22 protein-coding genes and 1 other RNA gene are annotated in these 22,791 nt (G+C 57.6%); 10 read left to right on the forward strand and 13 right to left on the reverse strand.

Annotated elements, in window-relative coordinates:
• Window positions 1–114: 114 nt before the first annotated feature.
• Both acuI and K3727_11815 read right to left on the reverse strand, forming a co-directional pair.
• Window positions 115–1,107, reverse strand: a complete 993-nt coding sequence (gene acuI / locus K3727_11810; protein UWQ89514.1) for an acryloyl-CoA reductase — start codon at window positions 1,105–1,107, stop codon at window positions 115–117.
• 116 nt (window positions 1,108–1,223) lie between these two features.
• Window positions 1,224–2,318 (reverse strand): dimethylsulfoniopropionate demethylase, encoded by a 1,095-nt coding sequence (locus K3727_11815; protein ID UWQ89515.1) that lies wholly within the window; start codon window positions 2,316–2,318, stop codon window positions 1,224–1,226.
• 241 nt (window positions 2,319–2,559) lie between these two features.
• On the opposite strand from K3727_11815, the gene K3727_11820 reads away from it, so the two are divergent.
• The 6 genes from K3727_11820 to K3727_11845 all read left to right on the forward strand — a co-directional run bounded on the left by K3727_11820 (window position 2,560) and on the right by K3727_11845 (window position 6,918).
• Window positions 2,560–3,318 carry a FadR family transcriptional regulator gene (locus K3727_11820; protein UWQ89516.1) on the forward strand — a complete coding sequence of 253 codons (759 nt, stop codon included), beginning with the start codon at window positions 2,560–2,562 and terminating at the stop codon, window positions 3,316–3,318.
• On the forward strand, window positions 3,315–3,701 hold the full coding sequence (locus K3727_11825) for an ectoine synthase (protein ID UWQ89517.1): 387 nt from the start codon (window positions 3,315–3,317) through the stop codon (window positions 3,699–3,701). Before K3727_11820 ends, K3727_11825 begins: the two co-directional genes overlap by 4 nt.
• 42 nt (window positions 3,702–3,743) lie before the next feature.
• Window positions 3,744–4,097: a transfer-messenger RNA gene (gene ssrA, locus K3727_11830) on the forward strand.
• 192 nt (window positions 4,098–4,289) lie between these two features.
• The gene (locus K3727_11835) at window positions 4,290–5,096 is read left to right on the forward strand and encodes a sulfurtransferase/chromate resistance protein (protein ID UWQ89518.1); all 807 of its coding nucleotides are present in this window, start codon (window positions 4,290–4,292) and stop codon (window positions 5,094–5,096) included.
• Window positions 5,093–6,367, forward strand: coding sequence for a chromate efflux transporter (gene chrA, locus K3727_11840; protein ID UWQ89519.1), 1,275 nt, complete (start codon window positions 5,093–5,095; stop codon window positions 6,365–6,367). The genes K3727_11835 and chrA overlap by 4 nt, the downstream gene beginning before the upstream one ends.
• Window positions 6,368–6,459: 92 nt before the next feature.
• On the forward strand, window positions 6,460–6,918 hold the full coding sequence (locus tag K3727_11845; protein ID UWQ89520.1) for a hypothetical protein: 459 nt from the start codon (window positions 6,460–6,462) through the stop codon (window positions 6,916–6,918).
• A gap of 141 nt (window positions 6,919–7,059) precedes the next feature.
• Here the strand turns inward: K3727_11845 and K3727_11850 are convergent, their stop codons facing one another.
• On the reverse strand, window positions 7,060–7,578 hold the full coding sequence (locus K3727_11850; protein ID UWQ93354.1) for a hypothetical protein: 519 nt from the start codon (window positions 7,576–7,578) through the stop codon (window positions 7,060–7,062).
• Window positions 7,579–7,843: 265 nt separating this feature from the next.
• Between K3727_11850 and fumC the strand changes: the two genes are divergently transcribed.
• The 3 genes from fumC (at window position 7,844) to K3727_11865 (ending at window position 9,941) form a co-directional block, all read left to right on the forward strand.
• Entirely contained in the window at window positions 7,844–9,238 is a 1,395-nt protein-coding gene (gene fumC / locus K3727_11855) for a class II fumarate hydratase (protein UWQ89521.1), read from the forward strand.
• A gap of 311 nt (window positions 9,239–9,549) precedes the next feature.
• Window positions 9,550–9,726: a DUF4169 family protein gene (locus K3727_11860; protein UWQ89522.1), complete on the forward strand. Its 177-nt coding sequence runs from the start codon at window positions 9,550–9,552 to the stop codon at window positions 9,724–9,726.
• Entirely contained in the window at window positions 9,723–9,941 is a 219-nt protein-coding gene (locus K3727_11865; GenBank protein UWQ89523.1) for a ribbon-helix-helix domain-containing protein, read from the forward strand. The genes K3727_11860 and K3727_11865 overlap by 4 nt, the downstream gene beginning before the upstream one ends.
• Here the strand turns inward: K3727_11865 and K3727_11870 are convergent.
• The 4 genes from K3727_11870 to K3727_11885 form a co-directional block, all read right to left on the reverse strand.
• Complete coding sequence (locus K3727_11870) at window positions 9,927–10,244, reverse strand: hypothetical protein (GenBank protein UWQ89524.1); 318 nt, start codon at window positions 10,242–10,244, stop codon at window positions 9,927–9,929. The genes K3727_11865 and K3727_11870 overlap by 15 nt on opposite strands.
• 22 nt (window positions 10,245–10,266) lie before the next feature.
• Window positions 10,267–11,637 carry a cytochrome P450 gene (locus K3727_11875; GenBank protein UWQ93355.1) on the reverse strand — a complete coding sequence of 457 codons (1,371 nt, stop codon included), beginning with the start codon at window positions 11,635–11,637 and terminating at the stop codon, window positions 10,267–10,269.
• Window positions 11,637–12,908, reverse strand: coding sequence for a hypothetical protein (locus K3727_11880; protein ID UWQ89525.1), 1,272 nt, complete (start codon window positions 12,906–12,908; stop codon window positions 11,637–11,639). Before K3727_11880 ends, K3727_11875 begins: the two co-directional genes overlap by 1 nt.
• Before the next feature lie 92 nt (window positions 12,909–13,000).
• Window positions 13,001–13,753: a cytochrome c biogenesis protein CcdA gene (locus K3727_11885; protein UWQ89526.1), complete on the reverse strand. Its 753-nt coding sequence runs from the start codon at window positions 13,751–13,753 to the stop codon at window positions 13,001–13,003.
• A 93-nt stretch (window positions 13,754–13,846) separates the two neighbouring features.
• Between K3727_11885 and K3727_11890 the strand changes: the two genes are divergently transcribed.
• Window positions 13,847–14,080 (forward strand): sulfurtransferase TusA family protein, encoded by a 234-nt coding sequence (locus tag K3727_11890; protein UWQ89527.1) that lies wholly within the window; start codon window positions 13,847–13,849, stop codon window positions 14,078–14,080.
• Window positions 14,081–14,174: 94 nt separating this feature from the next.
• Here K3727_11890 and K3727_11895 read toward each other — a convergent pair whose 3' ends face one another.
• The 6 genes from K3727_11895 to purS form a co-directional block, all read right to left on the reverse strand.
• On the reverse strand, window positions 14,175–17,366 hold the full coding sequence (locus K3727_11895; GenBank protein UWQ89528.1) for an Rne/Rng family ribonuclease: 3,192 nt from the start codon (window positions 17,364–17,366) through the stop codon (window positions 14,175–14,177).
• 478 nt (window positions 17,367–17,844) lie between these two features.
• Window positions 17,845–18,525: an HAD family phosphatase gene (locus tag K3727_11900; GenBank protein UWQ89529.1), complete on the reverse strand. Its 681-nt coding sequence runs from the start codon at window positions 18,523–18,525 to the stop codon at window positions 17,845–17,847.
• 178 nt (window positions 18,526–18,703) lie between these two features.
• Window positions 18,704–20,038 (reverse strand): sigma-54 dependent transcriptional regulator, encoded by a 1,335-nt coding sequence (locus K3727_11905; GenBank protein UWQ89530.1) that lies wholly within the window; start codon window positions 20,036–20,038, stop codon window positions 18,704–18,706.
• Between the two features lie 27 nt (window positions 20,039–20,065).
• Window positions 20,066–21,838 carry a sensor histidine kinase gene (locus K3727_11910; protein ID UWQ89531.1) on the reverse strand — a complete coding sequence of 591 codons (1,773 nt, stop codon included), beginning with the start codon at window positions 21,836–21,838 and terminating at the stop codon, window positions 20,066–20,068.
• Between the two features lie 36 nt (window positions 21,839–21,874).
• Entirely contained in the window at window positions 21,875–22,543 is a 669-nt protein-coding gene (purQ, locus tag K3727_11915) for a phosphoribosylformylglycinamidine synthase subunit PurQ (protein ID UWQ89532.1), read from the reverse strand.
• Window positions 22,543–22,773: a phosphoribosylformylglycinamidine synthase subunit PurS gene (gene purS / locus K3727_11920; GenBank protein UWQ89533.1), complete on the reverse strand. Its 231-nt coding sequence runs from the start codon at window positions 22,771–22,773 to the stop codon at window positions 22,543–22,545. The genes purQ and purS overlap by 1 nt, the downstream gene beginning before the upstream one ends.
• Between the last annotated feature and the right edge of the window lie 18 nt (window positions 22,774–22,791).

Here is a 22,791-nt window from a genome sequence, read left to right on the forward strand (position 1 = left end):
GCCGATGCGTCGGGGTCAAATGCCGAATTTCAGATCACATCGTCACAGGTCACGATGCGAAACAGGCCGCACGCGTGATCGCACGACCTGCCCTTTCCACCAGACGTCGCGAGATCAGGCGTTGACGTCCACAACAACCCGCCCCTTGACCTGACCGTTCAGGATATCAGAGCCCAGTTTCGGCAGGTCCGACAAGGTTGCCGGGTGAACCATGGCTTCCAGCTTGTCCATCGGCAGATCTTTGGCAATGCGCTGCCAGGCCCGAACACGGTTGGCATAGGGCTGCATCACGGAATCGATGCCCAACAGGTTCACCCCGCGCAGCAGGAACGGAATCACCGTTGCAGGCAGCCCAGCACCGCCTGCCAAACCAACCGACGCCACCGAGGCCCCGTATTTCATCTGCCCCAGAACCCGCGCCAGCATCGGACCGCCCACGGCATCAATACAACCAACCCAGTTTTCGCTTTCCAGCGGGCGCTTCACGGTCTCGTTGATCTCTTCGCGGGCCACGATCTGGGTTGCACCCAATGATTTCAGATACTCCGCAGTTTCAGGACGTCCTGTGACCCCGGCCACTTCGTAGCCCAGATTGGCCAGAATGGCGGTCGCCACGGACCCGACCCCCCCTGCAGCCCCTGTAACCAGAACCGGTCCATGCCCAGGCTCCATCCCATGATCCTCCAGCGCCATAACGGCCAGCATCGCGGTAAACCCGGCTGTGCCGACCGCCATCGCCTGGCGGGTGGTCAACCCTTCGGGCAGTGGCACCAGCCAATCGGCCTTGACCCGCGCCTTTTGCGAATACCCACCCCAATGGGCCTCTCCCACGCGCCAGCCGGTCAGAACAACCTTGTCCCCCGGTGCGTATCTGTCATCCGAGCTGTCTTCGACGGTTCCAGCCAAATCAATGCCCGGAACATGGGGGTATTTTCGAACCAACCCGCCACCGGGACCGATGCACAGGCCGTCCTTGTAATTCACTGTCGAGTAATCAACAGACACAGTGATTTCGGCCTCGGGCAGCTGGTCCAGGTTCATCTGTTCGACTGCGGCGCTGGTTTTGCCGCTGTCTTCGTCCTTGTTCACAACAAGTGCATTGAACATTGTCTTTGTCCTTTCTTTTGTGACCCCGATCGGGGTCCTTTCTGTCCATGGTCCCTGGTCCACACAGTGTGTCTCTGTTGTTGAGAGACCACCCAGCGCGTCCAATGTGGATCCATTTAACGCCAGAACGATTTCTGCACCGTGGCGCGGCGCATTCCGTTGCTGGTTTCAATTTCGGTCACAGTTCCCGCATCCCAATGCGTGCGATCAACCATGCCAATTGCGACCGTGGTCTGAAACTCTGGCGACCAGATCGCCGAGGCCACCTGCCCGACCTGCTTGCCATCGGCAAACATAGGCCAGACATCGCTGCACATGCCGGTTTCGCCTTCGATCGCGACGGCGCGGATCATCCGGTCCGGCCCATCGCGCAATTGCGCCTCGAGCGCGGATTTGCCGATGTAGTTCTCGGGCGAATTGCAGAATTTGCCCAACCCGCATTCGATGGGCGTGTTTTCGCGGCGCATGTCCGACCCATAGCTCAGCAGACCGCTTTCCACGCGTTCGACCTGATTGGGGCAGCCAGCGCGCACATTCAGATCCTGTCCCGCATCAAATAGAGCATCCCACAGCGGCATTCCGTTTTCCGTGCCTTCGACGTAGATTTCAAAACCGCCCTGCTTGGACCAGCCCGACCGCGCGACCACAAATTCCTGCCCCTGAAAGGCCAGCCGTTTATAGCGGAAAAACCGGATATCGCGCACAGCATCACCGAACACCCGCGCCATCAGATCATCAGCCTTGGGGCCTTGGACGCCCAAAGGTGAAACATCGGGTTCGACAATGTCCACGTCAAACCCCTTGGCAATTGCGATCCCCAACGCGAATTGCAGCAGGTCACCATCAGCCAAGGACAGCCAATAGTGATCTGTCGCCAGCTTGATCGACACGGGGTCATTCAACATGCCGCCGTTTTGATCCACCGCAGGCACATAGTAACATTGATCGTCCGCCATCCGGTCCATGTCACGCGGGCTGATCAGCTTCATCAGCCGCAACGCATCCGGTCCCTTGATGCTGACCTGTCGTTCACAGGACACATCCCAAACCTGCACATGCTGCTTCAAATGCGCAGCGTCGAATTCAACAGATTCGAATACCGTCGGCAGCAACATATGGTTGTAGACCGTGTAACCTTTGACTCCGGCTGCCTCTACACCTGCTGTAAACGGTGTTTTGCGCACCCGGCGCGATGGAAAGATTTCTGCCATGTCAGTTTCTCCCAAAGGACATGTTCGCGGTGCCAGTCTGAACGGGCCAGACCGACCAATCCTGACCTGGTCGGATTGAATAACGCGGCGCAATGATGGTGTTCACGACACACTCCGGGTAAACAAAACGGCGACTCAGGTAATGTTTTAAATGTCAGACTTTTAAATGTCAGACAAATGAAAATTGCACAACCTTATATGCTCGGCGTAGGTTCGACGGTTCACAGGACAGAGAAAACGCATGAAGATTGATCCAAACAGCACGGCAGATCTGTCGGTGCAGATCGCCCAGGCCATCAAATCCGCGATCATCAATGGTGAATTGATCGTTGATGAACGTCTCCCGTCCGAGGCAGAGTTGGTTGATCATTTCCAAGTGTCCCGCCCCACGGTCCGCGAGGCGTTGAAACGGCTCGCCGCCCAATCGCTGATCCGCACGCAACGCGGCGCGTCAGGTGGTGCCTTTGTCAACCGGCTAAGCTTTGAGGATGCCTATCCTCAGCAGATTACCACCTCGACCCTGTTGCTGTCGATGAACGAGGTCAGCTTTGACACCGCCTGCGAGGCCAGGTTTGCATTGGAGCGCGCCTGTGCGCCACTGTCGTCGCGACGCCGCACACCGGATCATCTGGCCACCATGCGGGCCGAAATCATGCGCCAAAGCCAACCCGGGCTGACGGATGTGGCCTTTTGCGCCTCAGACGTCGCCTTTCACCGAGCGCTGGTGGACGGGGCCGGCAACCCGGTGCTGTCCTATCAATTGGCCGGTGCCGTCGAAGCGATGCAGCCGTTGATGAACATGATCACCTTTACCGCACGGGACCGCGAGCAAATCGTGGCTTTGCACACCCAGATTGCCGATGCGATGACGGATCAGAATGGCGATCTGGTTGATCAGTGCCTCGAAGAGCTGGCCCATTATACCACGCAACTGGCCCATGATCTGATGGCAGCGCGTGATGCGGCCCGACTGACGACAGAACAGAAAGACCCTGCATGATCATTCGCACATTGGAAGCCGTCGAAAAAACCGACCGTTTCGTTGATTGGGGCAATGGCACCAGCCATCGGTTTCTAGTCTGCGAAGACGGTATGGGATTTACCATGTGCCACACCATCGTAAGGGCCGGAACAACCACGCGGTTGAAATACGAAAACCATCTGGAGGCCTGTTATTGCATCGCGGGATCCGGCACCGTGACCGGCGCAGACGGGCAGGATCATGTCATCAAGCCCGGTACAATGTATGCGTTGGATCAACATGATGATCACACTCTAACTGCATATTCTAAAACAGATTTAGTTCTGGTGAGCGTGTTCAATCCGCCGCTGAGCGGACAGGAAACACATGACCCAACGGGCGCTAGGCCATCCGGTTACTAGCCGTTCAAATCCCCCCAGATTCCCGCGTAGCCCAGGCCAAACCATCTTGCAAACCGGTCCAGCGAAGCCTATGTATAACCTGTTCCCTCGGGGACTATGGACATAAATGCGCTCGTAATAAACGGATCGGACCCGGGGGCGGTACCCGGCGACTCCACCAAACATGCTTCATTTGGGCATCATGGGGTCGAAATAGGATCGACGGACGTCTAAAGGGGTTAGCTTTGTCTCGGCTGTCTGCCACCGTTATCGGCGAAAACTGTACAATTGCAAATGACAATCGTGCTCCGGCAATGGCAGTAGCAGCGTAAGCTGTTAATGTCGCCGAAACTTAACTCCTTGGGTTTAGCGACCTAAGGCGGGGTTCGCAGGTACCTGGCAACAGAAACCTGCACTAATCCCCTGCCTTGATTGAATTTCTGTGAAGATTGCAAGAAGCCTGTGTGTCCGGGCTCCGGTTGACTTGACCCATCCTGCTGCTTCGCGCTAACACTTGGGACATGGGGTCAGCGTCCACCCCGTGAGGCTCAGGCCCAAGGTCGCATCCAATGTAAACCTGTCAGAACCGATGCCAGGAAAGGATGCACCATGCCCGGCTTTACCGAAATTTCCCCCAACAACCTTATGCGATTGATTGGCGGCCCGACCACGCCGTTGATTGTGGACGTCTCGATTGACGATGATTTTGACGCAGACCCGCATCTGGTTCCAACGGCCTTTCGTCATCCGCACTCCGACCTGGACAGATTGACCACCTTGGCACAGAACCGATCCGTGGTCGTCATTTGTCAAAAGGGATTGAAACTGTCCCATGGTGTGGCTGCCACCCTGCGGGCCCGCGGCATTGCTGCACAGATATTGGAAGGCGGGAATTATGGCTGGCGCGATGCCGGGCTGCCGCGCGTGCCGGCCCAGGCCATGCCCGGCCTGGCACAGGGGAACACCCGGTGGGTCACCCGTCACCGCCCCAAGATCGACCGCATCGCCTGTCCCTGGCTGATCCGCCGTTTTGTCGATCCACAGGCAGAATTCCTGTTTGTCCCCCCCTCGGCAGTGGAAGCCGTGGCCGAACGGTTCAACGCCACACCATTTGACATCGAAGGCGGAGAGTGGAGCCACAACGGTCCTCTGTGCACCTTTGACACCATGATCGACCGGTTCGGGTTGGCGCATGAGCCCTTGAACCGGGTGGCAGTGGTTGTGCGCGCCGCCGATACGGACACGCCCGATCTGTCTCCACAGGCCGCCGGGTTGTTGGCCATATCTGTTGGATTGTCTCGTCTGCACAAGGATGACACAACACAGCTGAACGCAGGACTCGCGATCTATGACGCGCTCTATCGCTGGGCGCGGGATGGGTTTGACGAAGGACATGATTGGCCCGCAAAAAAATGACTTCCCCTACGGATCTGACGTTTCGCGAATTGTTTCGCGTTTTTTGGCGCATTGGCATCCTGTCCTTTGGCGGGCCGGCCGCACAAATTGCCGTTATGCACAAAGAACTGGTCGTTGACCGCCCCTGGCTGAGCGAAGAGGCGTTTTTGCGGGCCCTATCGTTCTGTATGTTGCTGCCCGGCCCCGAAGCCATGCAATTGGCCACCTATGCGGGGTGGCGGCTCAAGGGCGTTGCAGGCGGTTTGCTGGCCGGAGCGCTGTTCGTGCTGCCCGGTGCCTGTGTCATTGCGGCGCTGGTTGCGGTCTATGCCCAGTTCGGAGAAGTTCCGGGCGTTCAGGCCGCATTTCTTGGGGTCAAGGCCACGGTGATTGCCATCGTGATCCAGGCCCTGACCCGTTTGGCCAAGAAGACCCTGCATGGGTGGCAGGGGATCCTGTTGGCAGGGCTGGCCTTTGTCGGGATTTACGCGCTCAAGCTGCCCTTCCCGATGTTGATTCTTCTTGCGGGCCTGTGGGGCGCTTTCAGCGTCAGGCCCGCGGATCATATACGGATCGAAACAGACACGCGCGCCTCTGCGAGCCTGCGCCAAAGCCTTCGCACCCTGTCGCTCTGGGTTCCCTTGTGGTTGGCCCCCCTGTTTGCACTGAGCGCTATGGGGGCAACATTTCTGGCCGATATCGGGTGGTTTTTTGCAAAACTGGCGGTGGTCACCTTTGGCGGTGCCTATGCGGTTCTGGCCTATATGAGCCAGACAGTGGTCGCGCATCACGGCTGGATATCAACAGGACAGATGATCGACGCGCTGGGCCTGGCCGAAACCACGCCGGGCCCGCTGATTCTGGTCACGCAATTTGTGGCCATGTTGGCCGGGCAACTGGCCGCGGGTCCGGGTCTGGCCATAGCCGCAGGTTTGATTGCGCTTTGGGCAACCTTTGTGCCGTGTTTTCTGTGGATATTCCTGGCGGCGCCCTATCTCGAATCTCTGACCAATCATCCCCGTATCGGTGCCGCGCTCAAGTCGATCACCGCGGCGGTTACCGGCGTGATTCTGAACCTGTCGCTGTGGTTTTCGATCAATGTACTGTTTGACCAGACCGTTTTGTGGCAGACAGGTCCGCTGGCACTGGAGTTGCCCGTTTTGGCCTCGGCCAATCCGTCAGCCATCATTATGGCTGCTGTTGCGGTGCCGATTGTCCTGTCAGGACGGGTGCGGCTGGAACTGGTCCTGATTGCCATGGCTCTGGCCGGTTTGACGCTTCACATTCTGTGACCGTCACACGCCGGAGAATTTAGCATTGCTCGCCCTTTCGTTTTGCTTCAAATCACTTATGCTAACCCTGCAATCTGTATCAGGATCAACGGATGACCCGCACAATCGACTATGGAAATCTCATGCATTCGGCCATGCGTGGCCTGATCAAGACTGTTCTGCAGGATGTGTCAGAGCATGGGCTCCCGGGAAACCACCATTTCTTTATCACGTTTGACACCGGACACCCTGACGCCAAGCTGGCGGATTGGTTGATCGATCGCTATCCCGGTGAAATGACCGTGGTCATGCAGCATTGGTTCGACAATCTGGAGATCGGGGACGAAGGGTTCGGGGTTACTCTGAACTTTGGCGATGCGCCAGAGACCCTTTATATTCCCTATGATGCGATCAAGACCTTTGTTGACCCATCCGTCGAATTCGGGTTGCGGTTCGAAACGGCCGAAGAGGACGATGAAGACCTGGAACCGCTGGAGATCGTAAGGGATGACGACTCTGAGGAACCCCACGCCGACGCCGATGTGGTGTCCTTGGACAGTTTCCGCAAGTAACCTTTTGACATCACGGGTTCCGGGCAGGCATTGGGATGATTCCAGAGTTTGACGCTCTTGCACCAAAATGCTCTGTTTCCTGATTCAGTCCTGGGCCAAGGTCAAAGAACCACGCCCGGGACGCCCCCGGCTGGTGCTGTTCTAGTTGCGCTTTAAAAAGGCCGAGACAGTTCGCTGTGGCTCTCCATTGCGAACACTCTGAAATTCCAGCTGCAACCCACCGTCGTTCAGAGTCCGGTCGAATTGCTGCAATTCATAATCCCCGTTCTGGTCCACAAACAGCGAGAACACCGTCAGCGTGTCGCCAACGATTCGTCCCCAAACAAACGGCTCACCCTTCATAGGATCCAGCGGTACCGCATGACCAAAGACGTTGCGCTGCATCGCCGCCGAATAGATCCCGTCACGGTCTGACGGTTGGAAGTCCACAGAATACGCCTTGGTTTTCTTTCGACCATCAGATTTGTGAGTGACCGATTCCCACTGCACCTGAAACCCCTTTTTGTACTCAGAAATTGTCACGCTCAAATCGCGGGTTTCTTCGTGTCCCGATGCATCCTGCATCTGGGCCTGGCCCGAATACTCCCCAACAAACCGTTCGATATCCGCCTGTGCGGCCGATACCGCCAAAAGAAACAAAATGCCTGCTGAAAAGACCAAATTCAGGGCGGATATGCGAAATGACTGAAAAAACACCAGTGTCACGGCTCCTGTTGTGATGTGAAACTCTCTTTTCAATCTAGTCTTCCGGGCGACAACAGCAATGAGTTTGATCACAGATGAACAAAAAACTGCGCCAAATGGCGCGGCGTCTGACCTCTATACCTCGGCCTCGGATCGTCTATGCTGCGCGCAACTGGCCAATTGCGTCATTCCGGCGCTTTGGCTAAACGGCATACAATTGCATACTTGATGGAGATGACGGATGTCCGCTACCCGTACAGAAACCGACAGCTTTGGTCCTCTTGAGGTTCCGGCAGACAAATACTGGGGTGCCCAGACCCAGCGATCAATCATGAACTTTCCCATTGGTTGGGAAAAACAGCCGGTCGCCATCGTGCGCGCGCTGGGTGTGATCAAACAGGCCTGTGCCATGGCCAACAAGGCCAGCGGCAAAATGGACGCAAGCATTGCAGATGCGGTCATTCAGGCGGCCAGCGAAGTCGTTGCCGGCAAGTTTGACGACAATTTCCCATTGGTGGTGTGGCAAACCGGATCCGGCACACAGTCGAACATGAATTCAAACGAGGTGATCGCCAACCGCGCCATCGAAATTCTGGGCGGCGTGATCGGAACCAAAGATCCGGTGCACCCCAATGACCATTGCAATATGGGGCAATCCTCGAACGACACCTTTCCCACGGCCATGCACATCGGAACTGCGATGTCCGTCCGCGATGTTTTGTTGCCGGGGCTGAATAAACTGGCCGCCGGGCTGGAACAGAAGTCCGAAGAGTTCAAGGACATCATCAAAATCGGCCGCACCCACACCCAGGACGCAACGCCGCTGACCCTGGGTCAGGAATTCGGAGGCTACGCGCACCAGATCCGGATGGGCATTTCCCGCGTCGAAGCCGCCCTGCCCGGCATCTATCAATTGGCTCAGGGCGGCACCGCCGTTGGCACGGGCCTGAACACCGCGCCCGGATGGGCCGAAACCGTGGCCGCCAACATGGCCGAAATCACCAACCTGCCCTTTGTCACCGCGCCGAATAAATTCGAAGCGCTGGCAGCGCATGATGCAATGGTCTTTATGTCCGGCGCTTTGGCCACAGTGGCCGGAGCAATGTACAAGATCGCCAACGACATCCGGTTTCTCGGCTCTGGTCCGCGGTCCGGTCTGGGTGAACTGATCCTGCCCGAAAATGAACCCGGGTCGTCGATCATGCCAGGCAAGGTCAACCCAACCCAAGCCGAAGCGATGACGCAGGTTGCCGCCCATGTCATGGGCAACGACGCTGCGATAAAATTCGCAGGCTCGCAGGGGCATTTTGAACTGAACGTCTACAACCCGATGATGTCCTATAATCTGTTGCAATCCATCCAATTGCTGGGCGATGTCGCAGACAGCTTTACCGAACGGATGCTTCTGGGTATTCAGGCGAACGAACCACGCATCGAAAAGCTGATGAAGGAAAGCCTGATGCTTGTCACGGCTTTGGCTCCGACCATTGGCTATGACAATGCCACCAAAGTCGCCAAAACCGCGCATAAGAACGGCACCACGCTGAAGGAAGAAGCCATCGCGTTGGGTTTTGTGGATGAAGCCACCTTTGACGCTGTGGTTCGTCCCGAACAGATGATCGGCCCCAAGGCCTGATATCTCCTGGGTCGCGCTTCCATTTCTGCGCGGCCCACTCCCCCCGAAAAGACCCCGTGGAAACGTCCGCCATGTTGTAGAGTGACCTGCATTCTGCGTCTTCTTGGGCAGGTCTGAATGGGGATGCGGCCTATTGCCCACCACATTCCAACCCCGCCTTTCCACCAACCCTGGGTCTTCCCGATTGTCTCCTTTCGATTGATCCCGGACCCGCATCCCCTATTGTAGACATGAGCCCGAGCGAAATTGGCCGATCCGACCGATTACGCATCCGGTGTGTATTTCGATTGACCGTTTTGGAGGGAGCCGACATGACAGGAAACGTGATCAACCTGAACAAACGGCGCAAGCTGAAACGGCGGGCAGATAAAAAGACTTTGGCCAAGGAAAATACCGTCAGGTTTGGACGAAGCAAAGCTGAAAGAGACCTGGAGCAGGCACGCGCAGACAGGGACAGTCGGAATTTGGACGGACATAAAACCGAATGAGCGCCCGCCCGCAAAAGCGATCTCTGACGTTGCGAGGGCATCGCACGTCAGTGTCTCTCGAGGACGAATTCTGGGAGGTGTTCCGCGAAATCGCTGCAGCTCAGGGACGCCCAATCAATGAACTGGCCGCCCAGATCGACGCAGATCGCGGAGCTGATCTGGGGTTGGCTTCGGCGATCAGATTGTTTGTCCTGCGTCAATTAAGAGAACGTTAACCCTATTTGTTCGACACTCGGAGCATGGCCCAGCCTCCGTCTTATCCAGTTCCTGCCGATCAATGGCTGCAACAGATCTTTGATGCTAAATCCGCCCGCCGGGGCGGTGTCGTGCGGCGCAAAATCCGTGACATCGAGATGAATGTAGGCCTGGGACGATTCAGATCGGAATTGAAAAGGCGTGGATACCATGCGGTCGAGAACGGTGATCAGGTTGTCATTTTCTGCAATAACCAACCAATCCACCTGATTTGTTGAGTGGTCCGTTTCCATAGGCAAAAGTTTTAGAAAAACTTTTGCCAAGACTTTTCAGGAAAAGTCTTGGTCACCGGTGGCTCAGTTTCAACCAGATCCCATCGCGCGAGCGCACGGTCAAATGTGCAACGGGGACCGGATCACGACCGGAAACGGTTTCAATTCGAAAGTGGCGTAGGATCATCGACAGGATCAGAGGTCCTTCGACCATGGCAAACCCTGCGCCGGTACAGACTCGCGAACCGGTCGAAAACGGAATAAAAGCCGCCCGCTGGCAGGTTTTGCCATTTTCGGTTCCCCACCGGTCCGGATCAAACCCATCTGGATTGTCCCACAACCGTTCGTGACGGTGCAGGTGCCAGGGGCTGATGACCAACTGAGATCCAATTGGGACATTGCGATTGCGGAATCGTTCCGGGCAGGTTGATTGACGAACCATCATTGGCACGGGTGGATAAAGCCTCAACGCCTCTCTAAAGACATCTCGGCTAAGGCGCAGTTTGGACATCACACCAAAGTCCTTCTGCTCCAGAACGGTTGCCTCCTGCGCCAATTTTTCCTGCCAATCCGGGTGGATGGCCAACAGATACAACGTCCAGGCCAGGGCTGATGCGCTGGTTTCATGACCTGCCAGAAAAAAGATGGCGACCTGATCAACCATTTCCTGTGCGTCGAATCTGTCTCCGGTAACAGGATCCTGTGTCGTCATGATCTTGGTCGCCAGGTCATCCGGGGCGCTGCCATCCTGGATTGCGCGCATCCGTTCATCGGTCAACTGCGCTATCAGATCACGGATCACCTTGGCATTCTCGCGTGTTCCTTTGCGAAAAAAACGCGGCATCCAGCGCGGCAAAGGGACAAAGGCGCCCAGATTCAGAATTGGTTGACTGCGTTGATAGTCCCGAAACCGGGCAAACACTTGGGTTGCGATCTCATGATCAATCGGTATGGAAAACAGGGTTCGAAAGATAACATCCGCCGCCGCATGGCTGGTTTCCTCTTCGATTTCAACGGGCTTGCCAACCTGCTCGTGCAACCTTGCCACCATGGCCTCGGACGCCTCCCACATAGCAGGAAACGTGTCCTTGAGCCGCCCGCCTTCGAATGCCGGGTCGATGATACGGCGTTGCCGCTTCCAGCTGTCGCCATTGGTCAAAAATACCGAACTGCCCAACAAAGGACGCAACCCCTCGGCGATCCGTCCCGATTTCGGAAAGTCATCGGGGCGATCCTTGAGTACCGTTTTGATCAGTTCCGGTTGATTGATCATGAAGGATCGAAAGAACGGCGTTTTGAACTCGGCCATCCACGCCCGGTACAGTCGGTCAGGTTGGGCCGACAGGATGTCCTTGCGAAACAATTTTGCGTATTGCAACAGAGATACCCGATCCGGGCGACCCTGCGGCTTTGGTGGGTTTGGCGGCTTGCGTGGGTCCTGCATCATCGCGGACCCATCGACGTATATTTCGACACTGGTTTGTCTATCCGCGAACTGGATGGCTGGCGATCCTGATATCGGGTGCCCAACGTCAAAGAACCTGCGGTGATTTGGAAATAATCATAGTCCCGTGGTTGGTCAAAGGCGCACAGATATTGAAAGTGCAGTCGAAAAAACCGCCAGCGCAGCTCTTGCCATCTTTCAGGGCTGAGCGTCTGAGTGAAAGCGGCAGAGAACACCAGAGGCCATCGCTTGTCAGGAGGTGCCACACCGCTGACCGACACCGGATCACACAAGGCAAAGGCACAGCCATCACCCGGTGCCGAAACATCGACCCAGCTCAGCTCTTCCCGCGATGCGAGAAAGGCCAAATCGGCCCTCAGACGGTCTGCCCGCGGTAAAAAAGACACCATGGGCACAACCTGCCCCAAGGACAGAAACCCCAAGGCCGGACCATTTTCAGGGAGACCTGATCGGATCAGGTCGGCCAGGACGGAAATGCCGACATGGGCACCCGACGAATGCCCAACAACCAGAACCTCGTCCACCCCCTCCTGTTCCAACGCGGCCCGGATCTGGGCCGTGAAATCCGCCATCCGCGCTTCGAGCTCGGGCGGATTGGCACCGCGAGAGGCCGCGGAATAAGCGTAATCATGCATCAGGTAATAGGCGAAGAAATTGCCATCCCGGGCCCGGAACCAACGCAGGACGGTCACACCACACAGGGCCCCGATTGCCCACCCGAACACTTGCAAGGCCCCAGCCCATACTCCCGTCAGCCCCAGAACTGACCGCAACAGCCCAATCCCATGGGCCACACCCCACATCAACAAGAGTGCCAGAACCAATTGCAACAGCAGCATGGCAACCGGATACAACGCCGCAATGACCGGACCTTTGCGCAGGCGCATCAGTCGCCGCAAGGCACCGCTGGTGATATAGATCCACGCCGTGCGTACCAGTTGTACATAGGTTGCTGGAATAGAGTTGGACATGCTGTCACGCACGATGTCGGACCAGACCAACACTTCGACATCCGCCCGGGTTTGATGCCCCTGAATAACGCTGTCCACGTGCCAGCCATAGGGACCTTTGGTCTTTTTGGGCTTCAATCCGATCTCGTATCCGGAAACCTCGGCCTGAGCGGCGCTTTCCTTGCGGTAGAGTTCGCGATACCGACGGGGGTGAATGGGGTCATAGCCCGGAATATAAAACACGCGCCGGTAGCGCACCGGCGAATGATCTGCCCCGGGTATTGTGTGGTTGCTGGCCATACCTGCCCTCATGCTCTGAGGGACATTCTAACCCGCCAATCTGGCAAGAGTAAGACCCGTCAGAGACCGGACGTGTCCAAAGTTCAGGGCTATTAGCCCAAAGTCGCCAGCGCCGGGAAGGTTTCCAGAAGCCACCAGGAAAAGGTCGAAAACAGACCCGTCACCAGCATCACGCCAACAATGATCAGCAATCCACCCATGCATTTTTCGATCAGCCCCATATGGCGCTTCATCTTGTTCATCAATGTCATAGACCGGTTCAGGAACATGGCCGCCAACAGGAACGGCACGCCCAGACCAATGGCGTAGACACCCAGCAGAACAGTTCCACGGGCGACCGAGGCCTCGGAGGCCGCCAGCGACAAAATCGCGCCCAGCTGGGGACCGATACAGGGGGTCCAGCCAAAGGCAAAGGCCAACCCCAGAACATAGGCCCCCGCCGCCGATCCGCCCGATTGACCCGCATCCATGCGCGCCTCGCGATCCAGCAACGGTATGCGAAACACCGACAGAAAGTGCAGACCGAACACAATCACCACAACCCCGGAAACCTGCGCAAACAATTCCTGATTTTGCAATACAAAGGCACCAAACGCCGAAGCTGTGAACCCCAGCAAGAGGAACACGGTGCTCAACCCCATGACAAAGAACAGCGCAGCGATGATTGCCTTGCGTCGCGCGGCGGTGCTGCCTTGCATTTCACCAATTGTGACGCCGCTCATATAGGCCAGATAGGGCGGCACGATCGGCAGCACACAGGGTGACAAAAAGCTGATCAGCCCACCGATCAGGGCCACGAACATGGCGGGAAGCAATCCCGCATCGATGATCTCGATTCCAAACATGGTTCCCCCATATCCAACTCTGCGACCAAGGTCACGATGCCAAACGGTCACAACATTGTGGACACAGGCAATCAACCAAACTATCTGCTCGCCATGACCAAAATTTCCGAGACCATCGACGCCATCGGGCTGTTGTGCCCCCTGCCCGTTCTCAAGCTGCGCAAACGGCTCAAACCGTTGCCAGAAGGGGCTGTGGTGCAATTGCTTGCCGATGATCCGGCGGCCATTATCGATGTGCCGCACTTTTGTAACGAGGCAAACCACGCCTTTTTGGGACAATCAGATGGACACGGACATCACATCTATTTGATCCGCAAAGGCGGATGAAAAACCCGGATCCGGGATTCTTCATCCCCCAAGACACAAACAAAAACGGGCGACCCTGCTGGATCGCCCGTTTTTTGTTCTGCGCTCGTACGGCTTAGCTGCCCAGCGACCACCATCCGCGCCGCTTGGGCCGTGATGGGACCTCTGCCTCCGGGGCCGCCGCCGGTGCAGGTTCCGGATCCGGCTCTGCGGCAGTCTGTGGCTCGGGCTGAGGCTCGACCGGGGTTTCGGCAACCACGATTTCGGTCTCGATCACCGGGTGTTCGACAGTCACAGGCGTTTCGGCCTGTGCCTCATCCACGGTATCGGAACCACCAGCCGTTTCGACTTCCACGACAGGGTCTTGTGGATCAGCTGTCGGTTGACTTTCGGCGACCTCAACAGGGTCATCAGCCTGCGCATCGGCACCGTTCACCACAACCGGCTGTGCAGTGTCTTGCACCAACCCGGTATCCTGTGCGGTCTCCTGTTCAGGTGCTGCACCCTCGGTTTCAGGTTCAACAGGCTCTGACTTGTTCGGCTCGATCGCGGTGTCCGAAGCGGCATCAACCACAGGGTCCTCGGCCACGGCCACAGGGGTCGCCTCCTCAGGTGCAGCAGTGGCACTCCCTTCAACGCTCTCGGGCTGTTCCTCATCCTTTGCCACCTTGGCGCGGGATTTGGTCGGCTTGCGGCGTGTCCGCGTCGACTTGGGTTTGGCCTCTGGCTCGTCCGCACCGGCATCAGGCGCAACCGCTTCAACCGTCTCCGCGCCACTGGCTGCGGCTTCGGCTGCTGCTGCGGCGTCCATCTCGGCTTTCTTGGCCTTGCTGATACGCGGCTTGCGGGTACGCTTGGGCTTGACCGGCGCGACTTCGGTTTTGACGTTTTCAGCGCTTGCCTCGGTCACAGGCGCATCATCGTTTTCCACCTTGGCGTCATCAGACGTGTCGCCCGGTGCCGTGGATGCATCATCCGACGCGGCCTCGGTTGTTTCTGACCCGTCTGTGGCATCAGTCGCGGTATCAGAACCGCTGCCAGATTTGGACCGACGACGCCGACGGCGCCGCTTGCGTTTGGGTTTGGTTTCATCCTCTCCCAAAGTTTCCACTGCGGGCGCTTCTGCCTCCGCTCCAACCTCCGGCTCGGCCGCTGCTTTCTCGTTTTCGGCAGCATCAATCTGTTCCATCAGCGAGGTGTCCACAGAGACAACAGGCGCTGTTACTACAGGAACCGTCCGGGTCGCGGTCTTGAATTTTTCAAGCGCAAAGTCCGGGCTCACCAGATGCGGGTCACCTTCGATCCGAACCGACAGACCATACCGGCCTTCGATCTGGGCGATATGTTCGCGCTTCTGGTTCATCAGGAAGTTGGCGATGTTCACCGGACAACGGACCAGAACCTCGCGCGAGCGACGGCGTACGCCTTCCTCTTCGATCTGGCGCAGGATCGACAATGCCATATTGTCATCCGACCGGATCAGACCGGTGCCATGACAGGCCGGGCACGGCTGAGTCGTGGCTTCGATCATGCCGGGACGCAGACGCTGACGGCTCATCTCCATCAGGCCAAAACCGCTGATCCGACCCACTTGGATGCGGGCACGGTCGGTCTTGAGCTTGTCTTTCATCCGTTTTTCGACGGCCGCGTTGTTCTTGCGTTCGTCCATGTCGATGAAATCAATGACGATCAGACCGGCAAGGTCACGCAGACGCAGCTGGCGGGCCACCTCTTCGGCGGCCTCCAGGTTGGTCTTGAGCGCGGTTTCCTCGATCGACCCTTCCTTGGTCGCGCGCCCCGAGTTCACGTCAATCGCCACCAGGGCTTCGGTCACACCGATCACGATATAGCCGCCGGACCGCAACTGTACTGTCGGATTGAACATCCCGGCCAGATAGCTTTCCACCTGGAACCGCGCAAACAACGGCATCGGATCTTCGTATTTCTGCACGTTTTTGGCATGGGACGGCATGATCATCTTCATGAAATCCTTGGCGATGCGATACCCTGCTTCGCCTTCAACCAGAACTTCGTCGATGTCGCGATTATAGAGATCGCGGATCGACCGTTTGATCAGGTCGCCTTCTTCGTAGATCTTGGCTGGCGCGATGGATTTCAGCGTCAGCTCGCGGATCTGCTCCCACATGCGTTGCAGGTATTCATAGTCGCGTTTGATCTCGGATTTGGTGCGTTTGGCACCAGCGGTCCGAATGATCAGACCCGCGCCGGACGGCACGTCGATTTCGGCAGCGATGTCTTTCAGCTTCTTGCGATCGGTTACATTGGTGATCTTGCGCGAGATACCACCGCCACGGGCCGTGTTCGGCATCAGCACACAATACCGACCTGCCAGAGACAGATAGGTCGTCAGCGCAGCGCCCTTGTTGCCGCGCTCTTCCTTGACAACTTGAACCAACAGGACCTGACGGACCTTGATGACTTCTTGAATCTTGTACCGGCGTGGGCGCGGTTTGCGCGCGGGCCGAATGTCTTCGCTGTCGTCATCATCGGCTACGGATTCAATGCTCGAATCCTTGGATGTCGCATCAGAGCGTTTCTGAACAGGTTGGTCGTCATCCTGGTCATCTTCATCCGCAGGTTCCTGAATGTCGCCTTCAAAAGCGGTCTCGACAGCCGCCTGCGCGCCTTCTGGCGCGGTTTCGACCACGGCAGCGTCTGCCTCAGCCGGCGTCTCAACCGCCTGTGCATCCGCAGCCTCGACCTCAGCATCTGCGGCATCCAGAGTTGACTCGGCAGCTACGCCCTGGGGTTCCTCAACCGGCGTTTCCGAAACCCGCTCCATCGGAGACGACCCTTCGGTCACCTCTGTCGATGTTTCGGCATCGGTATCAGCGTCCTCGGTCAGGTCTATGGTTTCCATACCAGAAATCTGCGGTTCGACCTCTTTGGTCTCAACCGCATCGCCGGATTTCACCTTTTCCGCCTTGGTCCGGCTGCGCGAACGTGAGCGAGCCGGTTTCTTGTCTTCTTCGTCGTCACGAGCGCGCAGTGCCTCGGCATATGCGCGTTCTTCTTCCATCAACGCTTCTCGGTCAGCGACCGGGATCTGATAATAGTCAGGGTGGATTTCGGAAAACGCCAGGAACCCGTGTCGGTTTCCGCCGTAATCCACAAATGCCGCCTGAAGCGACGGTTCAACCCGTGTTACTTTTGCAAGATAGATGTTGCCTGCAAGTTGACGTTTGTTTTCGGATTCAAAATCAAATTCCTCGACCTTGTTTCCGTCGACCACCACGACGCGGGTTTCTTCCGCGTGGGTGGCATCGATAAGCATTTTCTTTGCCATGTTTCCTTGGTGCACAACCGCAGCCGCGCCGATCCGACCTGTCCTGGTGGACAGTTCATTCTCGGTCGGACGCGAAGGGGGTGGTGTCTGGTCTGGGCGATATCGGACGGCGCGCGGCAGGGACCGGCCAATGGCCGCCCTGCCCGAATTCTCAATTCTGTCGCGCGCGTCATCGCGGTTCTTCTCCGACAGGCCGGGCTCGTCCCGTTGCCTGCCCATTTCAGTCCCTCTCCCGGAGATTTCTGCCCCGGGTCGGGGTGCTTAGCTGCCCCAAACGTAAGGGGCATAATCGGTCTGCTCTGGCCTTCTCGGATGGTGCCGGACAAAGACAGCAGAACAGCGAAACTCTACGCGGGATCATCGCATCACATTGCTGGTCCCGTTCTATCAACATAAGACCTGTGGATAGGTAAAGACAATGGGCTTCTTGCACGCCCTTGCGAAAACCTGTGCTCAGTATTGATTAAATTCAAACAGGTCAGGCGTCCAAAGCGCGTCCGATAGCCGTGCCTTGAACCTTCTCGACCCCTTCGGCCAAGGTTGTTGCCGTCAACTGGCCAAGATCTGGCAGCGGTGTATTGGCCGCGCGCAGGTCCGGCACCTGCACCGCAAAACAGCCGGCAGCAACCGCCGAAGCGATCCCCCGATCGCTGTCCTCAAACGCGGCGCAGCGATGCGCAGGCAGGCCTAGACGCGCCGCCGCCTCGAGATAGGGCGCAGGATCAGGCTTGTTGGCGGAAACCTCATCCCCGCCAAGAACCGCCTCGAAATAATGGGCCAGCCTGGCCAGTTCCAGATGATGTCGGGCCCGCGCGCTGCGGGTCGAGGTGACAACCGCCATGCGCGCGCCCACATCAGTCAGAGCATCGAGTGTCGCACGGACAGTTGGCCGCAAGGGTGCTTGGTCAGATATCCGCGCGTCAACGAGCGCGTCCCACTCTTTCAAGAACGCGCTGACCGAGAGATGCGCAGGCAAGAACTCTGACAGACAGGCATTGGCATGATGCGCGGAAGATCCAACCAAACCCACAAAGAACCGCTCGGACATCCGCTTTGGGACCCCATATCGCGTGGTCACTTCTACCCCGAGCCCAACATACAGGCGCTCTGTATCAAGAAGCAGTCCGTCCATGTCAAAAAGATACGCTTCCGGTTGCATCTGCCCACCCTCGCTGTTTGCGCAAACATCTGTCACGTAACGCTATCGCCTGCAAGCCAGGGTCAGGACCATGTTGCAAAGTGCAACAGAAGATGAAGGCGGGGCGTTTTCCGACACGGAAAACGGGCCGAAATCTTTTAAAGATTTCGGGTCCCGAGCACAGATGTGGCGTGAAAAATCAGAGATAATCAGAACGTTGCAAGCCGTATTTGGCCATTTTCTCGTTCAGCGTCCGCCGCGGCAGGCACAGTTCTTCCATAACCGATGCGATGGATCCCTTGTGGCGGCGCATGGTGTTGTCGATCAGCATCCGTTCAAATGCTTCGACATATTCCTTGAGCGGTTTGCCTTCGGTGGTCATCACCGGTTGCATCTCTTCGTGGTCCGACATCAACAGCGACACGATGGTGCCCGACCCGCGCCGGGCCTGCAGCACAGCGCGCTCCACGATATTGATCAGCTGGCGCACGTTGCCCGGCCAGGGGGCCTGCAACAATTGTGCCGCCTCCTGAGCAGTTACCTGCGGCGCGTCACAGCCATATTCTTCGGCGAATTGCTCGGACAGCCGGGTAAACAGGGTCAGGATGTCTTCGCCGCGCTGGCGCAACGGCGGTACGGTGATGCGCAATGCGGCAAGACGATAGAACAGATCCGGGCGCAGCGCATCTTCGCAGGTCTTTCCGGCTTCCTGAAGGTTGGAAATCGCGATGATCCGGGTTTCAGCCGGGGTGCCCTGTTCGTTGATCACGCTCAACAACTTGGCTTGCAGACCTTCAGATAGCGCTTCGATATCTTCCAGAACCAGTGTACCACCGCGCGCCTCTTCAACCGCAGGCAATTGCGAGTCTTCGGGCATCATCGGGCCAAACAGCCGTTTCGCCAAAGCGTCTTCTTCCAGCGCCGCGCAGGACACCAGAACAAACCGCTTGCCGGCACGGCTGCCCACCGCGTGCAACGCGTGGGCCACCAATGTCTTGCCGGTGCCGGTTTCCCCGTCGATCAACACGTGACCATCGGCCTGCCCCAGATCCAGGATGTCTTCCTTGAGCCGATTCATCACCGGACTGGCCCCGATCAGCTTCTTCATCAGCTGTGATCCATCCGACAACTCACGGCGCAATGCGCGATTGTCCAGCACCAGACGACGCGCGTTGCTGGCCTTTTTGGCCAGTTCCGACATGCGATCGGGGTTGAAGGGTTTTTCCAGAAAATCGAACGCTCCGACCCGCATCGCCTCGACCGCCATGGGCACGTCACCATGTCCGGTGATCATGATCACCGGCAACGCGCTGTCCGATCCCATCAGCTTTTTCAGGAACTGCATCCCATCCATGCCAGGCATCTTGATATCGGAAATCACGATCCCGGGATAATCCGGTCCCAGAATCTTCAGCGCATCTTCGGCGCTGGCAAAGGTTTCCGTGTCATAGCCCGAAAGCGCCAGCCACTGGCTGATCGACTGACGCATGTCTTTTTCGTCGTCGACAATCGCGATTTTCATGGCTTGTGCCATCGTTCAATTCCTTTGTTCAATTGCGGCTTATTCAGCCGCTTCCATGCCGTCTTCAAGAATCGGCAATTGCATTTCAAAGACCGCCCCGCCCTTTTGTCCGTTGCGGGCGGTCAACCGTCCCCCTAGGTCGTTCACGATCCCGGATGAGATGGCAAGCCCCAACCCAACCCCGTCACCTGGTTCCTTGGTGGTGTAAAACGGCTCGAACAGCTCGTCAAAGTCGCGGATACCCTCGCCATTGTCACGAACGGTCAAGGTCGCGGTTTCCCCAGCAGCCAGGATGATTTCGACCTCGGGCGAGGTCACTGATTTGGTGGCGTCCAATGCGTTGCGCAACAGGTTCACCATGACCTGTTCGATCCGCATCCGATCGCCCATCACCAATACCGGATCTTCGGGCAGATACCGGGCAATCTGAACGTGGCGCTGACGCAGTTGGGGTTCCATCATCGACAGGGATGAGGCCAGCGCATCGCCCATGTTTACAGGGGAAAACGCATCGCCTCCCTTGCGTGCATAGGATTTCAGCTGCCGGGTGATCGCCCCCATGCGTTCGATCAAATCGTCGATACGCCCAAAGGATGCCAGTGCTTCGTCCGGACGGTTGCGACCCAGCAACAGGCGGGCACCCGCCAGATAGGTTTTCATCGCCGCCAAAGGCTGGTTCAGCTCGTGACTAACGGCCGCCGACATCTCGCCCAAAGCCGCGAGTTTGGAACTCTGCGCCAAACTTTGTTCAGCCACGGCAAGGGTTTCCTGCATCCGTTCGCGTTCGGCAATTTCTCGCTGTAGCCGGGCATTCAATACGCGAAGCTCTGCCGACTCCCGCTGGAACAATGCCATGCGCAACGCGGTTTTCCGGCTGAGTGCATAAAAGGCAAAAGCCAGAAGGATGGCGAATCCCATGATCTCCAACGCAAGAATCGCATTTACCCGCTCGCGGATTGACGCATGGGTGGTAAAGGATGTCATCCGCCACCCCCGAAATGGAATGCGCGTGTCCATCCGGATCACCGCCTCGCCCGCCAAATAGGCATCCGCCGGCAACGCCGTCCAATCCGACGTCACCCGGATTGCCCGCTGGATCGCCCCGATCGGGGTCTGTGCGTTCAGCGCGTCCTGTTCGGTCTTGCTGCGCCACCGCGGTTCGCTGGCCAGGATGATGGTGCCTTCGGTGTCGGTGACCATCACCGCGTCCGATATTCCGGCCCAGGCGCGTTCGAATTTCTGCAGATCCACCTCGACCACGATAACGCCCAACACTTCGGACGCAGCTTCGAGTCGACGGGAATAGGTAAAACGGTAGCCGCCTGCGTCGCGTTTGATCACCGAAAACACAGTGGCATTGGCGCGAATTGAATCGACAAAATACCCCTCGCTTCGATGCCCTTCGCCCAGCCGGTTCCGGTCGGTGGCCGCGACGGTGCGACCATCCTGATCCAGCAACATCAAGGACGCTGCACCGATTTCATCGACAAAGGAAATCAGGCGCTGAGTTGAGAGGCTGAAGTCATGCGATTGCAGCGCTGCAATCAGCGCCGGGTCACGGGCCAGCAATTGCGGCACGATTGCATGGCGGCGCAATTCGCTGATCAGGTTTCCCGAATACAGCGTCAACCGCAGTTCGGCCCGATTGCGCGTGCTTTCGGTGAACCGGCTGGTCATCAGCCGGTTTGTCACCCAGATGGTGGCTCCGGCCGTGATCATCAAAACCAGAATGGCCAAACGCACGCGCCAGCTGATCGTGCTGGAGCGCGTGTTCTTTTTGGAAGGCTGGGCTGGCAGGCGTGGTGCGGGCATGTTTCTAAACTACGCCCGCTCTAGCGCCACGACAAGTCACGCAGGTGTGAGAACCCCGGCCAGTGCGCGGAACACTGCCGCCCCTTCGGAACTGCCGTGACCATCGTCAGCAGCCCGCTCTGGGTGGGGCATCATCCCCAACACACGACGGTTTTCCGACAGGATCCCCGCAATGTCGGCAACAGATCCGTTCGGATTGTCGCAATAGGTGAACGCCACCCGATCCTGATCGTGCAACAGCGACACGGTATCCGCATCGGCAAAATAGTTGCCATCGTGATGCGCGATCGGAATGCCGATCACATCGCCCGCGTTGTACCCTTCGGTAAAGGCACTGTTCGAGGTCGCGACAGTCAGATCCACCGTGCGGCAGATGTATTTCAATCCCGCATTGCGCAACAGCGCACCTGGCAAAACACCGGTTTCGGTCAGAACCTGAAATCCGTTGCAGACACCGATGGCATAGCCACCACGGTTCGCATGTTCGACAACCGCTTGGCAGATCGGAGATTTCGCCGCAATGGCCCCACATCGCAGGTAATCACCATAGGAAAACCCGCCCGGTACGCCGACAATATCGACACCATCCGGCAAACCAGTTTCCTTGTGCCAAACCATTTGGACATCGAAACCCGCCTGTTCAAAAGCCACCGCCAGATCGCGGTCGCAGTTCGAACCCGGGAAGACAACAACCGCCGCTTTCATCACTGCAGCTCGATGCTGTAGGATTCAATGACGGTATTGGCCAGCAGCTTTTCACACATTTCGGTGACATCTGCTTCGGATGCGCCGTCAGCCAGTTCCAGGTCGATCACCTTGCCCTGGCGCACACCCTGCACCTTGTCAAAGCCCATGGCACCCAACGCGTGGCGAACCGCTTCGCCCTGCGGGTCCAGAACCCCGTTTTTCAGCATCACATGCACCCGTGCTTTCATTGCATCGTCCTTTAGGTT

The organism is Rhodobacteraceae bacterium M382 (assembly GCA_025141015.1).
In the GTDB taxonomy this organism is placed as follows: Bacteria; Pseudomonadota; Alphaproteobacteria; order Rhodobacterales; family Rhodobacteraceae; genus Aliisedimentitalea; species Aliisedimentitalea scapharcae.